Below are 18,567 nucleotides of genomic sequence, written 5' to 3' on the forward strand. Positions count from 1 at the left end.
TCAGCCGGTGGCGCTGGTGCCGAAGCAGTACCGGTTCTCCGCCGCGATGGCGGCCCAGTCGCCGTCGTGCGGGAACCGGATCACGTCCCAGCCGGCGTCGCGGAGCCGTTCCTCGGCGTCCCGGTCGCGCTGGGCGACCTCGTCGTACTCGTGGACGGGGCCGTCCACGAAGACCGCGACGGTGGCGCCGGGCAGCCGATAGACGTAGTCGGGCTGGGCGAGCGCCTCGGTTACGAGGGTCTGCGCCTCGTCGGGCAGCCGCAGGCCGCGCTGCTTGAGCCAGGTGATGAGCTTGGCCTCCAGCGCGGTGTCCGACTGGGCGGTCAACCGCTCTAGCTGCTCGGTCCGCGACTCGCCCTGACCGGTCGGCGCGGCCTTCGCGGCGGCGAAGCGCAGCAGCAGGTCCCGCACGCTGTGCCGGTCGATGGACCGGTGGTTGAGCTGGTTGCCGTAGGTGAGCAGGCACTCGTAGCAGCCCATCGCGCAGGGGCGGTCGGGATGCGGTCCCTTGAGGTCGGTGCCGTCGGGGGCGAAGTGGCAGATCGCCAGGGCCTCGGCGGCGGCCCGGGCCAGGGCGCCCGGGTCCGCCTGCATGAGGCGCAGCACGCCGGCGCCGCCCTCGGCCGCCTCGGTGAAGAGCATCCGCTCGCGCGGGCCGTCGTTCGGCGGCAGCAGCTCCGTCGTCAGCTCCGAGTCTTCCAGCTCGAACGCGGCCTCGATGCCACGCTCCAGCGCGTACATCAGCGAAAGCGCGACGTCCTCCTCAAGCGCCTCGTCGAGTTTGAGCACGAGGATGTTGCGGCGGTCCTCGACGTACGGGATGACCCGCTTCTTGCGGCGCTTCTCGTTGCCGTCGGCGTCGACGAGCGGCATCTCGCTGGAATCGCCGGAGGCGTCCCCCGCGTCGCGCTCGTTCATCCAGCGTCCGTCGGCCGGGTCGAGCCAGAAACCGTCCGGCTCGTCCTGCTTGGCTCGCACCCGCCCCACGTTGGTGATGCGGACGGTGGCCGAGTCGCCGTAGGCGAGGGTCGCCAGCCGCCCGGCGGCGTCGGAGACGATGGCGTCCCGCCGGCCCGGCCGGGCGCCGTGGTCGTGGAACCGGTACGAGGTGACCAGACGGAAGCCCGCGCGGCGGCGCTCCTCCTCGTCGGAGGAGATCCGCTCCCGCCGCTTGGTGTAGACGGTGTGCAGGTGCAGCAGGCCGGTGGTCTCCTCGCCCAACGGCTCGTCGCACATCTGGCAGCGGTCGGCCCGCTCTCTGACGTCGTGGTGGTATCCGCACTGCGCACACCGACGCGCCGCACCGGTCACCACGTCGCCGGCCGCTTCCGGCGGGAGCTGGATGCGGGTGACCTGATAGCGCGCGCCCTCGTGATAGATCAGGGCGCCGGGGCCGAACTCACGGATGGCGAGGAAGCGGGGCCGCTGCAGGTAGTCGCCGTCACCAAACCGGCGCCCGGTGGTGGGGACGTAGGCAGCGAGGGGCAGCCGGGGGAACGAGTAGCCGGGCAGGAAGCCCTCGCTGGCCAGGTACCGGTACGGGTTGAAGTCCGACAGCACCGACTTGCTGTCGACGCTCTCGTTCTTGAGTAGGTTGAGCTGGGTTTCGGCCTCCTTGCGGCGGCCGACGGCGATCCGCCGATCCCGCTCCGACAGGGTGTGGTCGAGGACCCGACGATTCTGCTCGGCCTGGTCGACCAGGGCGGCCTTGAACAGGTCACGCCATCGGTCGAACGCCTGGTTGAACCGCTCAGGCGCGGTACGGACGGTGTCCTCGATCCACTGGTCGTCCCACCAACTGGAGCTGGTGAAGTCGCGGAGCAACCCGGCGAAGACCTGGCGCGCCGCCAGGGCGGCCCGTTCCTGGGATCGCACGTCGTTCAACGCCGCGATGGTGTGGTCGTGCAGACGCAGCGCCGGGTCCGGCCGTCGAGAGTCCTCGGCGTACGAGATGTCGACGGTTTCCGGGATGGCGCGGCCGAGCTTCAACCCCGTCTCTGCCAGCCAGATCGCCTGAACGTGTGACCGGACCAGGTCCTCGTTGGCGAGGTCCAACCGCGGTGGCGCCACCGCCCCGGCGACCATCCGGGCCGACCGACGGAAGTAGTACTGGTCATGGCTGTTGCCGGTCGCGCAGTACGTGGTCACCAGTGCCGGCTGCCCGGACCGCCCGGCCCGGCCACTGCGCTGGGCGTAGTTTGCCGGGGTGGGCGGCACGTTGCGCATCATGACGGCGTTGAGCTCGGAGATGTCGACGCCCAGCTCCATGGTCGGCGAGCAGTAGAGCAGCTTGAGCTCCGCCTTACGGAAGGCGTCCTCACGCCTCTCCCGCTCCGCCGGGTCGACCTGGGCGGTGTGCTCGCGTGCGGTCAGGCCCGCGAGGGTGCCGGCGGCCTCCTGGTACAGGGTGCGGAAGAAGGTGTTGACCTGGGGGCCGTCGCCGCTGGCGTAGGTGCGGGTCAGCGGGTCGTGGGCACCCGTCTCCCCCGACCCGGCCCGCCAGATGATCGAGGCGGCCGAAACCCGGTAGCCGGTGCTGCTGGGGCCGGCCGGGCGACGGAACCGTCCAGCGCGCTGCGGCGCAGCGTCGATCCTCGTGACCACACCGGCGTTCGCCAGCACCTCCAGCAGGTCGGCGATCGCCGTCTGCGCGTCATCGAAGGTGAGATCCTTGCCGAAGTGCACCCGGCGCAAATACTTGCCGAACTTGCCCCTGCCGGAGAGGAACAGCCCCGAGCGGTCCATGCCCCGACCCGACGACTGTGGGTACGCGGTGCCGACCTTGGGACTGTCGCTGAGCGACAGCACCCATGGGTCGATCAGCCGCTCCTCGCTCGCCCGCTGGAGCGAGTCGAAGTCGTCCCGGAAGTACTGCACATCGATGGCAAGAGAGCGGCGCATCTCGTTGAGCAGCGCGCGCATGATCTCAACACGCTGGCCGGGCTCAGCGTCGCGCAGCGTCTCGTGGGTCTTCGACCAGCGCTCCTGGTTGTTGGCGAGCCAGTCGAGGTCCTGGTAGTCGATGTCCAGCAGGCCGGTCTGCTCCAGGTTGGGCATCGTGATGCGCCAACCCCGTTCGAGATCGAGATAGAGGCGGAAGGCGACAACGTCCCGCAGCGTCTTGGCCGCGTTCTTCGCCAGCGAAGGGGGCAGATCCTCGCCGCGCGCGTAGTCGACCTCCCGGAGGCCCAAGGCGGCCGTCACCCGGGCAGCAAGCTCCTCGTGGCTGATGCCCTCGTCACCGGCGTCCACCGCCGCCTTGTAGAGAGCGCCGCGCAGCTGGGTGATCTGCACGAAGTCGTTGAAGTGGCCGGCCTGCAGCGAGGCGTCCTGCCGGTTGTCGACGAACGTCAGCAGCTTGCGGGCCCTCTTGTCCAACGCCTCCGCCGGGGCGCTCATCAGGGAGCGGACGATGGAGGCGGAGACCAGCGAGGTCGCCGAGGACCGGCCCTCCTGATCGAGAGTGGCGAGTTTGGCGAAGTCCTTGCCCCGGGTCTGCTCGTAGCTCACCCCGCAGTGGGCGCAGAACAGGAACGGCGATGGGATGAAGGCGGCCTGCAGTTCGCCGCGGCCCTCGTACCCGTAGGGGTCCACCGTTACGGCGGTCGGCAGCCGGTCCCGGTAGGAGTTGCGGACCGTTTCCTGCCCGTTGTCGTCGGGTTCCAGCCAGGACTCCGGGATACGACGAGCCTCGATCGCCTCTTCCCTGGTCTTCGGCCAGGGGCGGTCCGAGTCGATGTAGAGGTAGCCGTCGGTGGCTCGGCCACCGGTGGCGAAGGTGTCGCGGCGGGGCTCGTAGACGACGCTGCCGTCCCGGGCGGTGGTCCGCCACACCGTCAGGTACTCCTGCCCGCACTCGCGGCAGAAGGCCAGCGGCAGCAGGATCTTGCCGTCCGAGCCGGGTAGGACGAGCTGGTAGTCCCGGGTCAGGTGACGGGTGAGTTCGTTCTCGAGGGTCACGTAGACGGTGTCGCCCTTGGAGAGGAACTGGTGCAGCCGGAAGGCGAACAGGGGGCGCTCGGTAACCGGGTGCCGCGCCTCCGAGCCGGCCTTGAGCGTGCGACGGATCGCCTTCGCGCAGTCGGCGGCCGTCAAGCCGCTGGCCTCCGCCAGTTCGACCGCGGCCTCCTCGATCTTGGCGGGCTTCTGTCGGATGAGGCGCCCGGCCTCGTCCAAGGCGAGACCGAAGCGGGTCTCGATCCAGCGGGCCAGCGGGTCGTTGACCAGGTCGCCGTAGGCGCGGGGGGCACCGGGTGCCCGCAGCCGCTCGGCCGGCACCGTGTCCGGAGCGTCGGCGGTGGCACGGACCAGGGTCTCGCCGATGATGTTCGCCGGCGTGACCTCGGTGCCGAAGAGGGTGGTGGCGACGCGCGCGACGACGGCACGCTGGTCGTCGGCGGTGCCCTCGCTGGAGATGGTGGCGGAGGTGCCGATGCACTGGAGGTTCTCCGCCCGGCAGGCCTCACGCACCCGGCGGATCAGCAGGGCCACGTCCGCGCCCTGCCGCCCCCGGTACGTGTGCAGCTCGTCGAAGACGAGAAACTCCAACCCGCTGGCCATCTTGATCAGCGACCGCCGGTCGTCCGGGCGGGTGAGCATCAGCTCCAGCATCACGTAGTTGGTGAGCAGGATGTCCGGCGGGTTGTCGCGGATCTCCTTACGCCGCTCGTCACTCTCCTGGCCGGTGTATCGCGCATAGGTGACCGGCTCCCGGCCGGGCCCGTAACCGTCCTGAAGGTACTTGTCGAGTTCCTTGAGCTGGCTGTTGGCCAGCGCGTTCATCGGGTAGACGATGACCGCGCGTACCCGCTTTGCAGGCTTTGGCCCCTCCTGCTGGCGCGCCTTGAGCACCTTGTCGACAATCGGCACGATGTACGACAGCGACTTGCCGGAGCCGGTGCCGGTGGTCAGGACGTAGGAGGCGCCGGACTGCGCCTTGGCGATCGCCTCGCGCTGGTGCTGGTGCAGGGTCAGCGAACGACCGTCACAGGTCGTGCCGCCCTCGGTCTTCCTGGCCTGGAAGATCCGGGCACACTCCTCGTGCAGCACACCCTGGCTGACGAGTTCCAGGATGGAGCCGCCCGAGGCGAAGAACGGGTTGAGCGACACCCATGGATCGGGCCACTGTGATTTGGCGTCCAGGTCGTCCTCGACGAAGGCGGCGATCCGGTCGTCCCGGATGATCGTGCCGCCCTCGGTGAATGCACGGTAGTCCTTGATGAGCCGGTCATGCACCCCGAAGACGTCCATGCCGGCACCGGTCGTGTCGGCGCGCACATCCTCCTCGGCAGTGGCCGCCGGCACGGCGGCGTCGGCGCCGTCACGCACGGCCGTCAGGTACCGCACCGGGTTGAAGATCTCCCACCCCGGAACCGTGTCGGCGCCCTTGGCGAAGGGCAGAAGCGCCTCGCGGACGCTCACCGCGTCCGCCGGACGGTCGACGGGGTCCTTGGCCAGCAGGCGGCCGATCAGCCTCGCCATGTCGTCCGGCACATCCGAGCGCATCAGCCGGATCGGGGGCACCGGCTCCTCGAGGTGCTTCTGGTACAGCTCGTGAGCGGACTCGCTCAGGAAGGGCGGCACTCCGGTCAGCAGCTCGAAGAGTACGCAGCCGAGGGCGTACAGGTCGGCTGCCTGGGTGACGGCTGCAGCGAGGAACTGCTCGGGTGCCATGTAGCGGGCGGTACCGACGGTGACACCCGTGCTGGTCACCTTGCCGGTCTCGCCGTCTTCGAGGATTCGGCCCATGCCGAAGTCGAGAACCTTGATGGCGCCAGTCCGCAGCAGCATCACGTTGGAGGGCTTGAGGTCACGGTGGACGATGCCGGCGCCGTGCGCCGCGGACAGTCCGTCGGCGATCTGAGTACCTACGGCGGCAACCCACGAGATGGGCAGCTGTGGATGTTCAGACACCAGATCCCGCAGGGTCTCGCCGTCGATGAGTTCCATCGCGATGTACGGCAGTTCGTCGGCACCCGCCGCTCCGGCGATGATGCGCGGCAGGTGAGGGTGGCGGAGCTTGCGCATGATGCGCACCTCGCGCTCGAACCGTTGCCTGGCCTTATTGTCGGCAGACGTGTCGACAAGGGCCCCGGAGCGGCTACGGAGGATCAGCTTCAACGCGACCATGCGGTCGGTGGAGCCCTCCGCTGCGGCCATGTCCTCAGCCCGGTGGACCTCGCCCATGTTGCCCTTGCCGATAGCACTCAGCAGCCGGAACCGGCCGGCCACCCAGTCGTTCATCCCCGTCACCCTCGACGCCCCCCGGCTCGTTGTCGACGGCGAACGCGCTGCACCTTCTACCGGGACGTCGGCTGCCCACTCAGCCCACCACGGTCCTACCTTCAGGACCGGCTCCGATACGTGAATGCGAAGGTCAGTTCACGATGCCGTCCGTGGAGTATCGCTGGCCGTGGCCAGCAGAAAATCCTCCAGTCGGCGGAAATGATCAACCAATAGTTGAGTGCTTGACGACCCGCCCGAGCCGTCCACTTGGGCCGCATCTCACTCGATCTATGCCGCTATCAGTCGATCATCGACCGGGACGTCGGCGCGCAGATCTACCGTGAGCAGCCATTTTGTCGTTCGGAGTCAAACCGGCGGCTCATCGGATTCGGCCAGAGGCTGCACTCGCGGCAGAGATGATCAGGGCTGCAGGAGCCCACGGGCGAGTCCGTCCACCATGAGCTTCACCAACGCGTCCCCAAGCTCTGCCGCCTGTCGGATTGTTGACTCAAAGGCATCCAGCCGGCGGAACGCCTCCCCGTGCGCCCGCTGCTCCTCCAACGACAGCCGCCGAACCTGCGCCCGCCGGATGTCGAACCGCAACGTCCCCGACAGGCTCGACGCCTGCTTCTCGTTCGCCGACGTCCGCAACTGCCCGGCCAGGAACCACGGGTCCAACGCGGCCGGGTTGGGCCGCAGCAGGTAGAGGTTTCGCCCGAGCAGCGCCCCCTCGGCGGTGACCACCCGGGGAGTGATCTGCCGGGCGATCATCGGCACCACCACGTCTCCGACGGCCAGCCGGATCTCCTGCCCGAAGCGGTCGTCGATCCGCCCGGACGCCTCCACACCGGCGAGCACGTCCGGCACGGTGAGCACCGGCGGCCCCTCGGGTGACGGCGTCGACAGACCGGCGCGCACCGGTCCGATCAGATGCAGCGCCCCGGTCTTCGCCAGCTCTCCCACCGTGAGGAAGAGCCCGTCCGGCCCGTCGGGCGCAGGCGTGACCTGCGGCATCAACGCCGGCAGCTCCCCCACGACGGCGGCCAGCCGCTCCCGGGTCCGTACCAGATGCTCTCCCGACGCCTCGCCCACGACGGCGGGTTGGCGGCGCGCGGGGGTGAGGTCGACCTCTTCGTCGAGCAGTTCGATGACCGGGACGGCGCGGGCGAAGCCGGCCTCCTCGACGTCGGCGTCCGGGGCACCGGCGAAGGCCCGCCAAACGGCGAGCACGCGGGGGGCGGTGTCGGCCAGGTCGCCGCCGGCGGCGTCGACGAGCAGCGCCCGCGCCGGTGGCGGCGCGTCGGCCGCTGCCCGCCGCAGCACCCACAGGTGCAGGGGTACGCCGTGCGGCGCGGCCACCCCCGGCGGAAGCGCGATGACGGCGCGCAGGTGACCGCGGCGCAGCAGTTCGCTGCGGATGCGCTTGCCGGCCCGCCGGCTGGCCACCGTGGGCGGCATCAGCAGCACGGCGTGCCCGCCGATCCGCAGGTGAGCGAGGGCGTGCTGCGCCCAGGCCAGTTCGGGTTCGGTGCGTGGCGTGGTGCCGACGATCCAGCGTGGATCGTGACCCAGTTCCTCGTCGCCCCAGTTGGTGGCGCCGAACGGTGGGTGGCAGACGACGGCGTCGACGGCACGGCCGGCGAAGGCGTCGGCACGCAGGGAATCCCCGGCGCTGACCTCCCCGGGTACGTCCCGCAGGGCCAGCCACAGCCCGGCGAGCCGGGCCAGGTCCTCGTCGATCTCCTGCCCGTACGCCGAGGTGCAGCCGGCACGGACGGCGGCTCGCAGGGTGGCGCCGGAGCCGGCGGCGGGGTCGAGGACGGAGCCGCCGCGGACGTCGGCGAGCCCGACCATCAGGTCGGCGAGGTTGTCGGGTGTGGCAAAGGGGCGGCCGGGCCCCGGTGCGGAGAAGCGCTGCCACAGCTCGTCGAACGCGCCCTGGGGACCCAGCTCGTCGGCGAGGGCGTCGACGTCGGAGCGCAGCGACGCCAAATGGGCATCGGTGTGAACACTCCGGGAGCCACGCTTCCGGGCCAGCAACAGGGCACCGACGGCGCCGAGGCCGGCGGCCGGGGACTCGCTCGCTGCGGCGAGGTGCCGCCACAGTCGTTCGGCGGTGGCCAGCTCGGGGAGTTTGCCCTGGGCACGTAGCCACTGCTCGACCTCGATCAGGTCGAACTCGGGGCTGGCCGAGGTGCCACCCACCGGGGTGGGGAAGTCGGAGTGTCGTTTGCGCCAGTTGCTGACTGCGGCGCGACCGACCCCGGCAAGCCGGGCGATCTCCGCCGCCGTGATGGTCGGGTTCTCCTGCACGGCAAAAGTCTCCCACATCTGTCAAGCACGGAAACGTCTGTTGACACCGCCCTCTTACGATGCTCTTATTGACCCCGCAACGTTCACATCTGGAGGACAACGATGCGCAAGACCACCACTCTCGCTCTGCTCGCCACCGGCCTCGTCGCCCTCGGCTGCGGCTCGGGCGCCACCGAGACCAGCAAGAGCTCGGGCGAAGCGGGCAAGGGCGACGACACCAAGGCGAAGACCGCCAAGGTCGGCCAGGCCGCCCGCGACGGCAAGTTCGAGTTCACGGTCAAGTCCACCAAGTGCGGCGTCACCAAGGTCGGCAGCGACGTGGTCGGCGAGAAGGCGCAGGGCCAGTTCTGCCTGGTCACCGTCAACGTGAAGAACATCGGCAAGGAAGCGCAGATGTTCGACGGCAGCAGCCAGAAGGCGTACGCGGCCGACGGCACCGAGTACTCCGCCGACACCGGCGCCGCCATCTACGCCAACAAAAACGCCGAGACGTTCCTCAACGACATCAACCCCGGCAACCAGGTCACCGGCGTCGTCGTCTTCGACATCCCCAAGAACGTCAAGCTCGCCAAGCTCGAGCTGCACGACTCGCCCTTCTCCGGCGGCGTCGACGTCACCCTCGGCTGACACCTCCCCCGCCACCCGGGGCGGGTCCGCATGACCCGCCCCGGCTGTTCACACCCCCACCTGTTCACAGAAGGAAGCTCGCCATGACCGACCCGACCACGCCGATGCCGTCCGAGCAGCCCACCACCTCGCCGCCGTCGGACGGGCAGATGCACTCGGCGCCGCAGCCTGGACCTTCTCCGGCCGGCGTCCCCCTGCCCACCCCCGGCGACCCGGCTGCCCAGAGCGACATGCTTACCAGCACCACCACGCTGAGCCGGCGCTCTCGGACCCGCGCCTACGCGGTCGGTGGCCTGGCCCTCGTCATCGCCCTGTGCTGCGGCGGCGTCGGGATCACCGCTCTGGCCGGCAGCGACGCCGAGCCGGCTGCCCAGGCGAGCGCCGCGCCGTCCTCCCCTCCCAGCACGTCCGCTCCCACGACGGCGGCCCCCACCACGGCGGCCGCGACGACGGCCGCCCCCACCACGGCGGCCTATGAGGCACCGACGAAGAAGGACTTCAAGCTGGCCGTCAAGGTCCTCCGGAAGAAGTGCTTCGGCAGCGCCGGCTGCAACATCAGCTACCGGATCGACGTCACCTACACCGGTACCGGCTTGGATCCCGCGAACACCTACGAGGTGACCTACGAGGTGCGCGGTGGCGAGGACCCGATGGTGAACACCTTCGAGGTCACCGGCGACACCGCCTCGGTGCAGCAGGAGGAGGACGGCAGCACCAGGCGCTCCCGCGACAAGCTGACCGCCGTGGTGACCGACGTGGCCGAGCTGTAGCGGCAGCCTCGGCATCAGCGATCGAGCAGCCCACCCGCTGAGTCGTTTGCGACATCAGCTCCACAGCGCGCCCAGCAACTCCCTCCTCGCCCACGACACGTCACTGGAGGCGTCGTGCGTCCCGATGAACTCCTCCACGCCCTGGCCCAGCTCCCCCCACCCCTGCACGACCGGGCCCTCACCCTCCGCCGCTACGCCCGCGCCACCCGCTGCGAGGACTGCCAGCGCGTCGGCGACGCCGTCCGGCTCGCCCTCACCGCCGCCCACTACGACGAGCTGACCTCGGCCGCCGACCTGCTCGACACCGCCGAGCGGCTCGCCACCGAGCACAGCGAGCACGCCAGGCACACCGAGCACGCCGGGCATGACGCCGGCTGCCGGCCGGTCCCGGACCAGCGGCCCGGCCGCGGCCTGGTCGCCCGCTGGGCGGGGACGTCCGCGCCGCTGGTGGCCGCGACCGACGCCAGCTGGAAGGGCCGCGTCGGCGGCATCGGATACGTGGTGAGCGACGGCCACTACGGCCTGCTCGGTCGGGGCACGGACCGGCTCGACCCGACCGGCGCCTCCCGGGTGATGATCAACGAGCTGCGCGCGGTCGACTACCTGCTGACCGGGTACGACCAGGCGCCGGTCGGCATGACGGTGCTGCTGGACAGCCTCAGCGCCCTGCGGTACCTGCACCGCTGGCAGGCCGGCCACGCCGGGGTGATGCCGGCCGGCTACAGCCTGCGGCAGCGCCGCTGCTCCGACCAGCCCACCCTGGTCCGGCTCGCCGAACTGGTGGCCCGCCGCCCCGACCTGAACTTCGCGCACGTCAAGGGGCACAGCGGCCACGCCCTCAACGAGGCCGCCGACGGCCTGTCCCACATGGCCCGCCGCCGCCAGGTGGAGTCGTTCGACCTGCGTCCCCGCGCGCACGCCCTGGTCGAGGCGTTCCTGCGGGACTGGCACGCCGCGCTGACCGGCTGAACTCCGGCCGCCTGGCGGCCGGCACCGCCGCGTCCGATCCGTCTACGTCATCAGCTCGAAAGCGTCAGCACACCCCGCTGGCGAGCATGCCCATCCACCGCTCACCCGGGCGGGCCGGCCACCGTCGGCCCGCGGACACCACGCGCCTGGAGACGACCATGACCCTGCCTCAGCAGCCCCTGACCGAGCTGATCTTCGAGCGGCTGGCCGACGACACCGTGCCCGCCGACACCGCCGAGCTGGTCCTCGCCGCGCTCAGCGACGACGACGACCTCGCCGCCGCCCTCGCCGGCCGCCCCACCCGGCTGGACGCGCGCCCGGTCGGCACGGGCGAGCCGGCGGAGCGGATCTGGCTGACGTCGGTGACCGTCGCCGGCTTCCGGGGCGTCGGCACCGAGCAGACCCTGGAGATCGGCCCCGGCCCGGGCATCACCCTGGTCGTGGGCCGCAACGGCTCGGGCAAGTCCAGCTTCGCCGAGGCCGTCGAGCTCGCCCTCACCGGCGACAGCGCCCGCTGGGCCGAGAAGACCAGCGTCTGGCGTACGGGGTGGCGCAACCTGCACGCCCCGGACCCGTGCCGGATCGGCGTGGAGCTGCGCGTTGACGGGGTGGCCACGCCGACCCGGGTGACCCGCGCCTGGCCCGCCGACGCGGAGCTGGCCGACGCGGAGGTGACGGTGACCAGCGCGCGGGGCCGGCACGGCGACCTCGCCGAGCTGGGGCTGGCGCGTCCGCTGGAGCTGTACCGGCCGTTCCTCACCGCCGCGGAGCTGGGCCGGCTCGCCGCCGGTACGCAGAGCCAGCTCTTCGACGCGCTCTTCGCGATCCTCGGCCTGGACGCGCTCACCGACGCCGACCAGCGTCTGCTGCGCGCCGCCCGGCCGCACGACGCGGCCGTCAAGGAGGTACGCGCCGAGCGCGCCACCCTGGTGGCCACGCTGGCCGAGGTCGACGACGACCGGGCCCGGCGGGCCGGGGCGCTGCTGCGTGGCCGGGGCGCGGTGGACCTGGCGGCGGTGACGGCGATCCTCGACGAGCCGGACGAGGCGACCACCGACCGGGCGGTGCTGCTCTGCCGTGAACTCGCCGCCCTCACCCCGCCGCCGGTGGACGAGGTCACCCGGCTCGCCGGGCAGCTCCGCGACGCCGCGGCGGAGTCCCTGCGGTACGACGGCGGCCGGTCCCGGGCGGCGCTGCGCGGCGCCGAACTGCTCCGCCTCGCCCTCGAACACCACGAGGAACGCGGCGACGGGGCATGCCCGGTCTGCGCCACCGGCAACCTCGACGCCGGCTGGCGGGCCGAGGCGGCGGCGTCCCTGGTCGAGCTGCGGCAGCGCAGCGTCGCCGCCCAGAACGCGGCCACCCGGCTGACCGCTCTGCTGCGCCAGACGCACCACCTGATCGACGACCTGATCGTGCCCGACAGCCCCGCACCGAAGATCCCCAACGAGCCGCAGCCCGGCGGGCACGGCGTGGAGACGCTGCTCGGGGCGCTGCGCGAGGCGGTGGCGGCGCTTCGGGGCGTACCCGGGGAGCCGGCCGACCTGGCCGACCATCTGGCGGCGCGGTACCCGGCGGTGGTGGCGGCGGCGGACGCGGCCCGCGCGTACGCCGAGGGGTTCCTGCGGCAGCGCGACACCGGGTGGCGGGCGGCGGCGGCCGAGCTGCGGGAGTGGGTCGCCGCCGCCGGCGGCCTGCCGGCGCGGGAGGCGATCCTGGCCCGGTTGAAGGCCGCGCGTGGCTGGTTGAAGGAGACCGGCGCGGAGATCCGCGACGAGCGGGTGGCGCCGTTCGCCGCGCACTCGCAGCGGATCTGGGAGCGGCTGCGCCAGGAGAGCAACGTCGAACTGGGCGCGATGACCCTGGCCGGGACGAACACCCGGCGGCGGGTGGTCTTCCCGGTCAGCGTGGACGGCGCCGACAACGGCACCGCGCTGGGGGTGATGAGCCAGGGCGAGATGCAGGCGCTCGGGCTGGCCACGTTCCTGCCGCGCAGCTGCGCGCCGGAGAGCCCGTTCCGGTTCATCGTGGTCGACGACCCGGTGCAGAGCATGGACCCGTCGAAGGTGGACGGGCTGGCCCGGGTCCTCGCCGACCTGGCCGAGCAGCGGCAGGTGGTGGTCTTCACCCACGACACCCGGCTGCCCGACGCGGTGCGCCGGCTCGACCTGGGACGCGCCCGGATCGTGGAGGTGCACCGGGCCGAACGTTCGGTGGTGACCGTGCGGCCCGGCTCCGACCCGGTCACCCGCTACCTGGACGACGCCCACGCCCTGGCCCGCACTGACGAGGTGCCCGCCGAGGTACGCGGACCGGTGGTGGCGGAGCTGTGCCGCTCGGCGCTGGAGACGGCCTGCCACCTGCGGGTGTGGCGGACCCGGGTGGCGCGCGGGGTGCCCCACGCCGACATCGAGGCGGCGCTCACCGACGCCTCCCGCCGGCTCACCACCATGGTCGCCCTCGCAGTCTTCGACGACGCGGACCGGGGCGGGGACGTACTCGGCTGGCTGGCCCGGCGAGGCAGTGGAGCGGTCGGCGCGTACAAGGCGTGCCGGGAGGGCGTGCACGGGGCGTACCTGGCGGACCTGCCCGGCCTGGTCACCGACGTCCGCGCCCTCGCGAAGGCCCTGTCGTGACCGCGCCGACGCCGGCCCGCTGCCTGGCGGCGGCCGACCAGCTGCTGCGCGGCGCGGGCGCCCTCGGTGCGACGGCGGTGACCGCCGGGTGGTGGCCGCGGGCCTGCGCCTGCCTGATCCGGCTCGCCCTCGAAGGCGGCGTCGACGCCTACTGGCGGCGGGTCCGCCCCGCGGTCGCGGCGTGCCGGCAGGGCCGGGCCCGGCACCTGATGCTGCGCGGCCGGCTCGGGCCGGGCGCGGAGGTGGCCCGGCGGGTCGCGTACGCCTGGGCGACGTTGTCGGCGGCGGCGCACCACCACTGCTACGAACTGGCCCCGACCGCGGCGGAGCTTCGTCGCCTGCACACCGAGGTGAGCACTCTGCTCATCCGACTCGAAGAGGAACCCCACGTTGAACCAGCCTGAGCCGACCCGGCCCCTCCCGCCGATCTCGGCCGTTCCCGCCGGCCCGTACCCGCCGGCCGCGCCTCACCCACCGGCCACGCCCTATCCGCCGGCCACGCCCTACCCTCAGGCCGCGCCCTACCCGCGGGCCAGGCCGTATCCCCCGGCCGTCTCGTATCCGCCGCCGCTGCTGATCGCGGCGCAGCCCTCGTCCGGCACCGCCACCGCCGCGATGGTGCTCGGCATCGTCGGCGTGTTCGGCGGTTGGTGCGTGTTCGCCCTGCCCTGCGTGCTCGCCGTGATCCTGGGCCACGTCGGCCTGCACGACACCCGCAACGGGGCGAAGTCCGGCCGTGGGATGGCGGTGACCGGCCTGGTCCTCGGCTATCTCTTCGTCGCCCCGATGATCGCCCTCACCGTCATGGTCTTCTTCGGCGGCGTGATCGGCGCGGCCACCCCGACCACCACCCCGACGCCGTAGCGCCCGGTCCTGGGCGGTGTCCACCAGGGAGGCGGCGCGTCGGCGCCCAAATTCGACTCCCATGGCGGTAGCGGGCCGTCGATTTACAGGGTAGAAACATCTCGATCCCTTTTTTCACGACGTGATGCAAGTCCGACCCGAACCGGAGAGCGCTCTCCCCCCTCCGGCCACCGGAAAGGAACCGTATGACCATCCAGTCCCCCGACAGGCGGCGGCGCCTGCGCCGGGCGTTGGCGCTCGGCCTCGTGCTGACCACCACCGCCACCCTGACCAGCACCTCGGCCACCGCCGGCCCGCCGCGCCACGGCACGCCGGACCTCGGGCCCAACGTGACGATCTTCGACCCGGGCATGCCGGTCGGCGAGATCCAGGCGACGCTGGACGCCGCGCACGCCCGGCAGGTCGACAACGAGATGGGCACCGCGCGGCACGCCTACCTGTTCATGCCGGGCACCTACGGCACCGCCGAGCAGCCGCTGCAGATCAAGGTCGGCTACTACACCGAGATCTCCGGGCTGGGCGCCTCCCCCACCGACGTCACCATCAACGGCAAGGTCGAGGTCTACAACCGCTGCCTCCAGGATGGCGGCACGGCCAACTGCCTGGCGCTGGTCAACTTCTGGCGGACCCTGTCCAACCTGTCGATCAACATCAACGCCGCGGGCCAGGACGGCTGCCGGTCGTCGGCGAACTTCTGGGCCGTCTCCCAGGCGGTGTCGATGCGCCGCCTCAATGTCAGCGGCGGCAATCTGTCCCTCATGGACTACTGCACCGCGGGCCCGCAGTACGCCAGCGGCGGCTTCATCGCCGACTCCCGGCTGCCCTCCGTCACCAACGGCTCCCAGCAGCAGTGGCTGACCCGCAACAGCGAGGTCGCCGGCTGGTCCAACGCCGTGTGGAACCAGGTCTTCGCCGGCACCGTCGGCGCTCCCGATGACAGTGGCTTCCCCGACCCGCCGTACACCACCCGCGAGACCACCCCGCTCAGCCGCGAGAAGCCGTACCTCTTCGTCGACGCCGACGGCGAGTACCAGGTCCGCGTGCCCGCGGCGCAGCGCGACAGCCGCGGCATCTCCTGGGGTACGCAGATGACGCCGGGACGGACCATCCCGATCCGGGACTTCTTCGTCGCCAAGCCGTCGGACCCGGTGCACGTCATCAACAGCCAGCTCGCCCGCGGCAAGCACCTCCTGTTCACCCCCGGCGTCTACGACATCGCCCGCAGCATCCAGGTGCGGCGCCCCGACACGGTGGTGCTCGGCATCGGGCACGCCACGCTCACCGCGGTGAACGGCGCCATCCCGCTCCAGGTCGCCGACGTTCCTGGTGTGGTGGTGGCCGGCGTCACGATCGACGCCGGCCTGGAGGAGTCGCCGGTGCTGTTGCGGGTCGGCAGCAGGAACGGGCGCCACGCCAGCACCCCGCAGAACCCCACGACGCTCTCCGACGTGTACTTCCGGGTCGGCGGCCCGCACATCGGCCGGACGAACATCGCGCTCGAGGTCAACAGCGACCACGTCCTCATCGACCACACCTGGGTGTGGCGGGGCGACCACGGGGTCGAGGGCTTCACCGAGGGCGTCAACGGCGACACCGATCGCTGGAGGACCAACACCGGTCGCTACGGTGCCGTCATCAACGGCGACCACGTGACGGCGACGGGCCTGTTCGTGGAGCACTTCCAGCGGTACAACACGGTCTGGAACGGCGAGCACGGCACGACGATCCTGTACCAGAATGAGCTGCCGTACGACCCGCCGACGCAGGCCGACTGGATGAACGGCGACGTCGAGGGCTGGGCGGGTTACAAGGTCGGCGACCACGTCAAGCACCACACCCTCTACGGGGGCGGGGTGTACGTCTTCAACCAGAACAACCCGTCGATCCACACCGAGAACGGCTTCGAGGTGCCGGAGACCCCGGGCGTCAAGCTGCACCACATCATGACGGTGAACCTCAGCGCCGGCATCATCGACCACGTGGTCAACGGCGTGGGCGCGGCGGCCGACACCACCCGCATCGGCGCCCCGGTCTACCTCAAGCAGTACCCGACCCCGTAGCGGACGTTCCGGACCGCGACGCGCGGACGTCCGGCGCGACGCACCCCGATGGGCCGGCCCGAATGGGCCGGCCCATCGGTGACTCCGGCGCAAACGCCGGAGCCGAGGTCAGTACCCGTTGGGCGTCAGTACGTCCACGAAGATCGGATCGGGTTCGGTGCCGCCGAGGGTGATCGAGTCGTATTTGACGTAGCCGTAGTAGGCGTTGGCGTCGATGGCCCGGTTGTTGCCGACGTACACCCCGGTGTGGTCCAGGTCGCCGCCGTAGCGGATGCCGTCGTGCGGGTCGGTGTCCCAGAAGATCAGGTCACCGGGGCGAGGGCTGGTGGTACGACGGCCCTGATTGATCTGCCCCTGCAGCCAGTAGTTGAGCTGCAGCCCGCGGCCGGTGGCCGCGTACGTGCCGTCCCAGATGGCGTGCCGGTTCAGGCACTCGCAGTCGACGGCGGCCCGCCCGCAGGTCCACCCGTAGGCCAGTCGATAGGGCGTACCGAGGTAGGCCTGGGCGGCGCTCACCACCTCCGCGCGCACCCCGGCCGCCCAGGCCGGCCCCGTCGCCACCTGCACGGACCCTGCGGTCAGCAGCGTCGCCGCCGCTGCGGCCGCCGCGACGCGCCGCGCCGTCCGTCTCCACGCAACACCCATCGCCGTACCCCCTCATCCGGCCGACCCGACGAGCAGGACGGCAATCCCACGACGCCGATCTATGTCGATCTATCAGACAGTCAAGGTCGAGACGTCTCCCCTGTCAAGGACCGGGGTCGGCTCCGACGCGACCGATCCACGCGTGCAACGACGACGGCGGGCGGCACCGCCGTCAGGACGTCGGGTCGGCCTGAGGGCAGAGGAGACGGTCCGCCAGTGGCAGCCGCAGCACATCCAGGCACAGGTCGATCACGACGACAGGCTCTTCGGTGGGCGGCTCGGTGGTGGGAGCCGGCGCGGTGACGGGGGGCGCGGCAGTGGGCGGAGCCGGATCGGTGGGCCGGGGCCGGCCGGTGGCCGGGGGTGGAGCGGGCTTCGGATCCGTAGGCGGGACCGCCGGTGGCGCCGGCCTGCCCGGTCCCGTCGCCGCCGGCGACCGCGTGGACGCGACCTCCCCCGCCGCCCGGGCCGTGGTGGGGGTGCGCGTCGTACCGGTCCCGGCCGGGGCCGTGGCCGGGACCGGTACCACCAGCTCATCCCGGGTGGTCGGCAGGGCGACGGCGATGACGTGCGGCGGCTCTGCGGGGTCGGCGACGCCTGTCGTGGGGGCGTTCGCCCGGTACGGCACCTCGGCCCGCTCCGGCAGGTGCGCGGTCGCGGAGGTCAGCGTGGCGAAGGCCAGCGCGACGGCGGCGGCGACGAGGGCGGCCCGGCGGTCGGGACGCGCCGCGGCCAGCGGAGCCCGGTCCGGCTCGGCCAGGGAGGGTGGCACCGGCCGTGCGGCCTCCTCGGCGGCCAGCAGGGCGTCGAGCTGCGCGGCCACGGCGGCCCGCTGCCCGCTGGCGGCGGCGAAGGCGAGGGTCAGGTAGAAGCGGAAGTTCACCGTGGCCGCGGCCGGCACCCGGAGCCCGGCGAGCCGGCTCGCGTCGGTGGCGTGCAGCAGGGTGAGCGGCGCGTCGGGGTGGTGCGCGGGCCCCAGCATGTCCGCGTAGGTCCACTCGCGCCGTTCCGCGCGGCCGGCGAAGATCACCCGGCGGTCGGTGATGACGACCATTCCCGCGTCGACGACGCGGAAGCCGTTCGGCAGCGCCCGGTCGGCGGGGTCGATGTCGGCCGTGGCGAGGGTCAGTCCCGGTGCGGGCAGGCCGGGGACGTGCCGCGCCCTGGCCTCGACCAGCTCCGCGGCCGGCAGTAGCCGGTAGACCGGTTCGTCGTCGTCGAGGTCCATCGGAAGGCCGGCGCGGGGTTGGGTGTACCCGAGGAAGGTGTGGGCCTCGATCCGCAGCCGGATCAGGTGGTCGTTGCGCCGACGCCAGGCCTCGACCTGCGCGTCGTACGCGTGCCGTCGCCGCTCGTTCTCGCGCTCCGCCCACCTGACCCGCCAGCCCTGCCGCGCCGCTGCGGGGATCATGATGAGGTCGGGTGATGTCACCGTCACACCCGGTACAACCGCTCGCG

The 18,567-nt window shown here is 71.9% G+C and carries 11 protein-coding genes; 7 read left to right on the top strand and 4 right to left on the bottom strand.

Going from position 1 to position 18,567, the window contains the following annotated elements:
* Together V6U79_RS25770 and V6U79_RS25775 are read right to left on the bottom strand one after the other, a co-directional pair.
* A complete protein-coding gene (locus V6U79_RS25770) occupies positions 1–6,243 on the bottom strand; it encodes a protein kinase domain-containing protein (protein WP_334616121.1) in 6,243 nt (2,080 codons plus the stop codon).
* A gap of 402 nt (positions 6,244–6,645) precedes the next feature.
* Positions 6,646–8,538 (bottom strand): N-6 DNA methylase, encoded by a 1,893-nt coding sequence (locus V6U79_RS25775; RefSeq protein ID WP_334616122.1) that lies wholly within the window; start codon positions 8,536–8,538, stop codon positions 6,646–6,648.
* 102 nt (positions 8,539–8,640) lie between these two features.
* On the opposite strand from V6U79_RS25775, the gene V6U79_RS25780 reads away from it, so the two are divergent.
* From V6U79_RS25780 to V6U79_RS25810, 7 genes are all read left to right on the top strand, one after another.
* Positions 8,641–9,165, top strand: a complete 525-nt coding sequence (locus V6U79_RS25780; protein ID WP_334616123.1) for a DUF4352 domain-containing protein — start codon at positions 8,641–8,643, stop codon at positions 9,163–9,165.
* A gap of 83 nt (positions 9,166–9,248) precedes the next feature.
* Positions 9,249–9,935, top strand: coding sequence for a hypothetical protein (locus tag V6U79_RS25785; RefSeq protein ID WP_334616124.1), 687 nt, complete (start codon positions 9,249–9,251; stop codon positions 9,933–9,935).
* 114 nt (positions 9,936–10,049) lie between these two features.
* Positions 10,050–10,904, top strand: a complete 855-nt coding sequence (locus V6U79_RS25790) for a ribonuclease HI (protein WP_334616125.1) — start codon at positions 10,050–10,052, stop codon at positions 10,902–10,904.
* Between the two features lie 158 nt (positions 10,905–11,062).
* Positions 11,063–13,540 carry an AAA family ATPase gene (locus tag V6U79_RS25795; RefSeq protein WP_334616126.1) on the top strand — a complete coding sequence of 826 codons (2,478 nt, stop codon included), beginning with the start codon at positions 11,063–11,065 and terminating at the stop codon, positions 13,538–13,540.
* The gene (locus tag V6U79_RS25800) at positions 13,537–13,944 is read left to right on the top strand and encodes a hypothetical protein (protein ID WP_334616127.1); all 408 of its coding nucleotides are present in this window, start codon (positions 13,537–13,539) and stop codon (positions 13,942–13,944) included. Before V6U79_RS25795 ends, V6U79_RS25800 begins: the two co-directional genes overlap by 4 nt.
* Complete coding sequence (locus tag V6U79_RS25805; RefSeq protein WP_334616129.1) at positions 13,931–14,404, top strand: DUF4190 domain-containing protein; 474 nt, start codon at positions 13,931–13,933, stop codon at positions 14,402–14,404. Before V6U79_RS25800 ends, V6U79_RS25805 begins: the two co-directional genes overlap by 14 nt.
* A 185-nt stretch (positions 14,405–14,589) precedes the next feature.
* Entirely contained in the window at positions 14,590–16,464 is a 1,875-nt protein-coding gene (locus tag V6U79_RS25810; protein WP_334616130.1) for a pectate lyase-like domain-containing protein, read from the top strand.
* A 108-nt stretch (positions 16,465–16,572) separates the two neighbouring features.
* Here the strand turns inward: V6U79_RS25810 and V6U79_RS25815 are convergent, their stop codons facing one another.
* Entirely contained in the window at positions 16,573–17,025 is a 453-nt protein-coding gene (locus V6U79_RS25815) for a C40 family peptidase (protein ID WP_334616131.1), read from the bottom strand.
* Between the two features lie 256 nt (positions 17,026–17,281).
* Positions 17,282–18,541: a hypothetical protein gene (locus tag V6U79_RS25820; protein WP_334616132.1), complete on the bottom strand. Its 1,260-nt coding sequence runs from the start codon at positions 18,539–18,541 to the stop codon at positions 17,282–17,284.
* Positions 18,542–18,567 lie beyond the last annotated feature (26 nt).

The organism is Micromonospora psammae, assembly GCF_036902725.1.
Lineage (GTDB): Bacteria > Actinomycetota > Actinomycetes > Mycobacteriales > Micromonosporaceae > Micromonospora.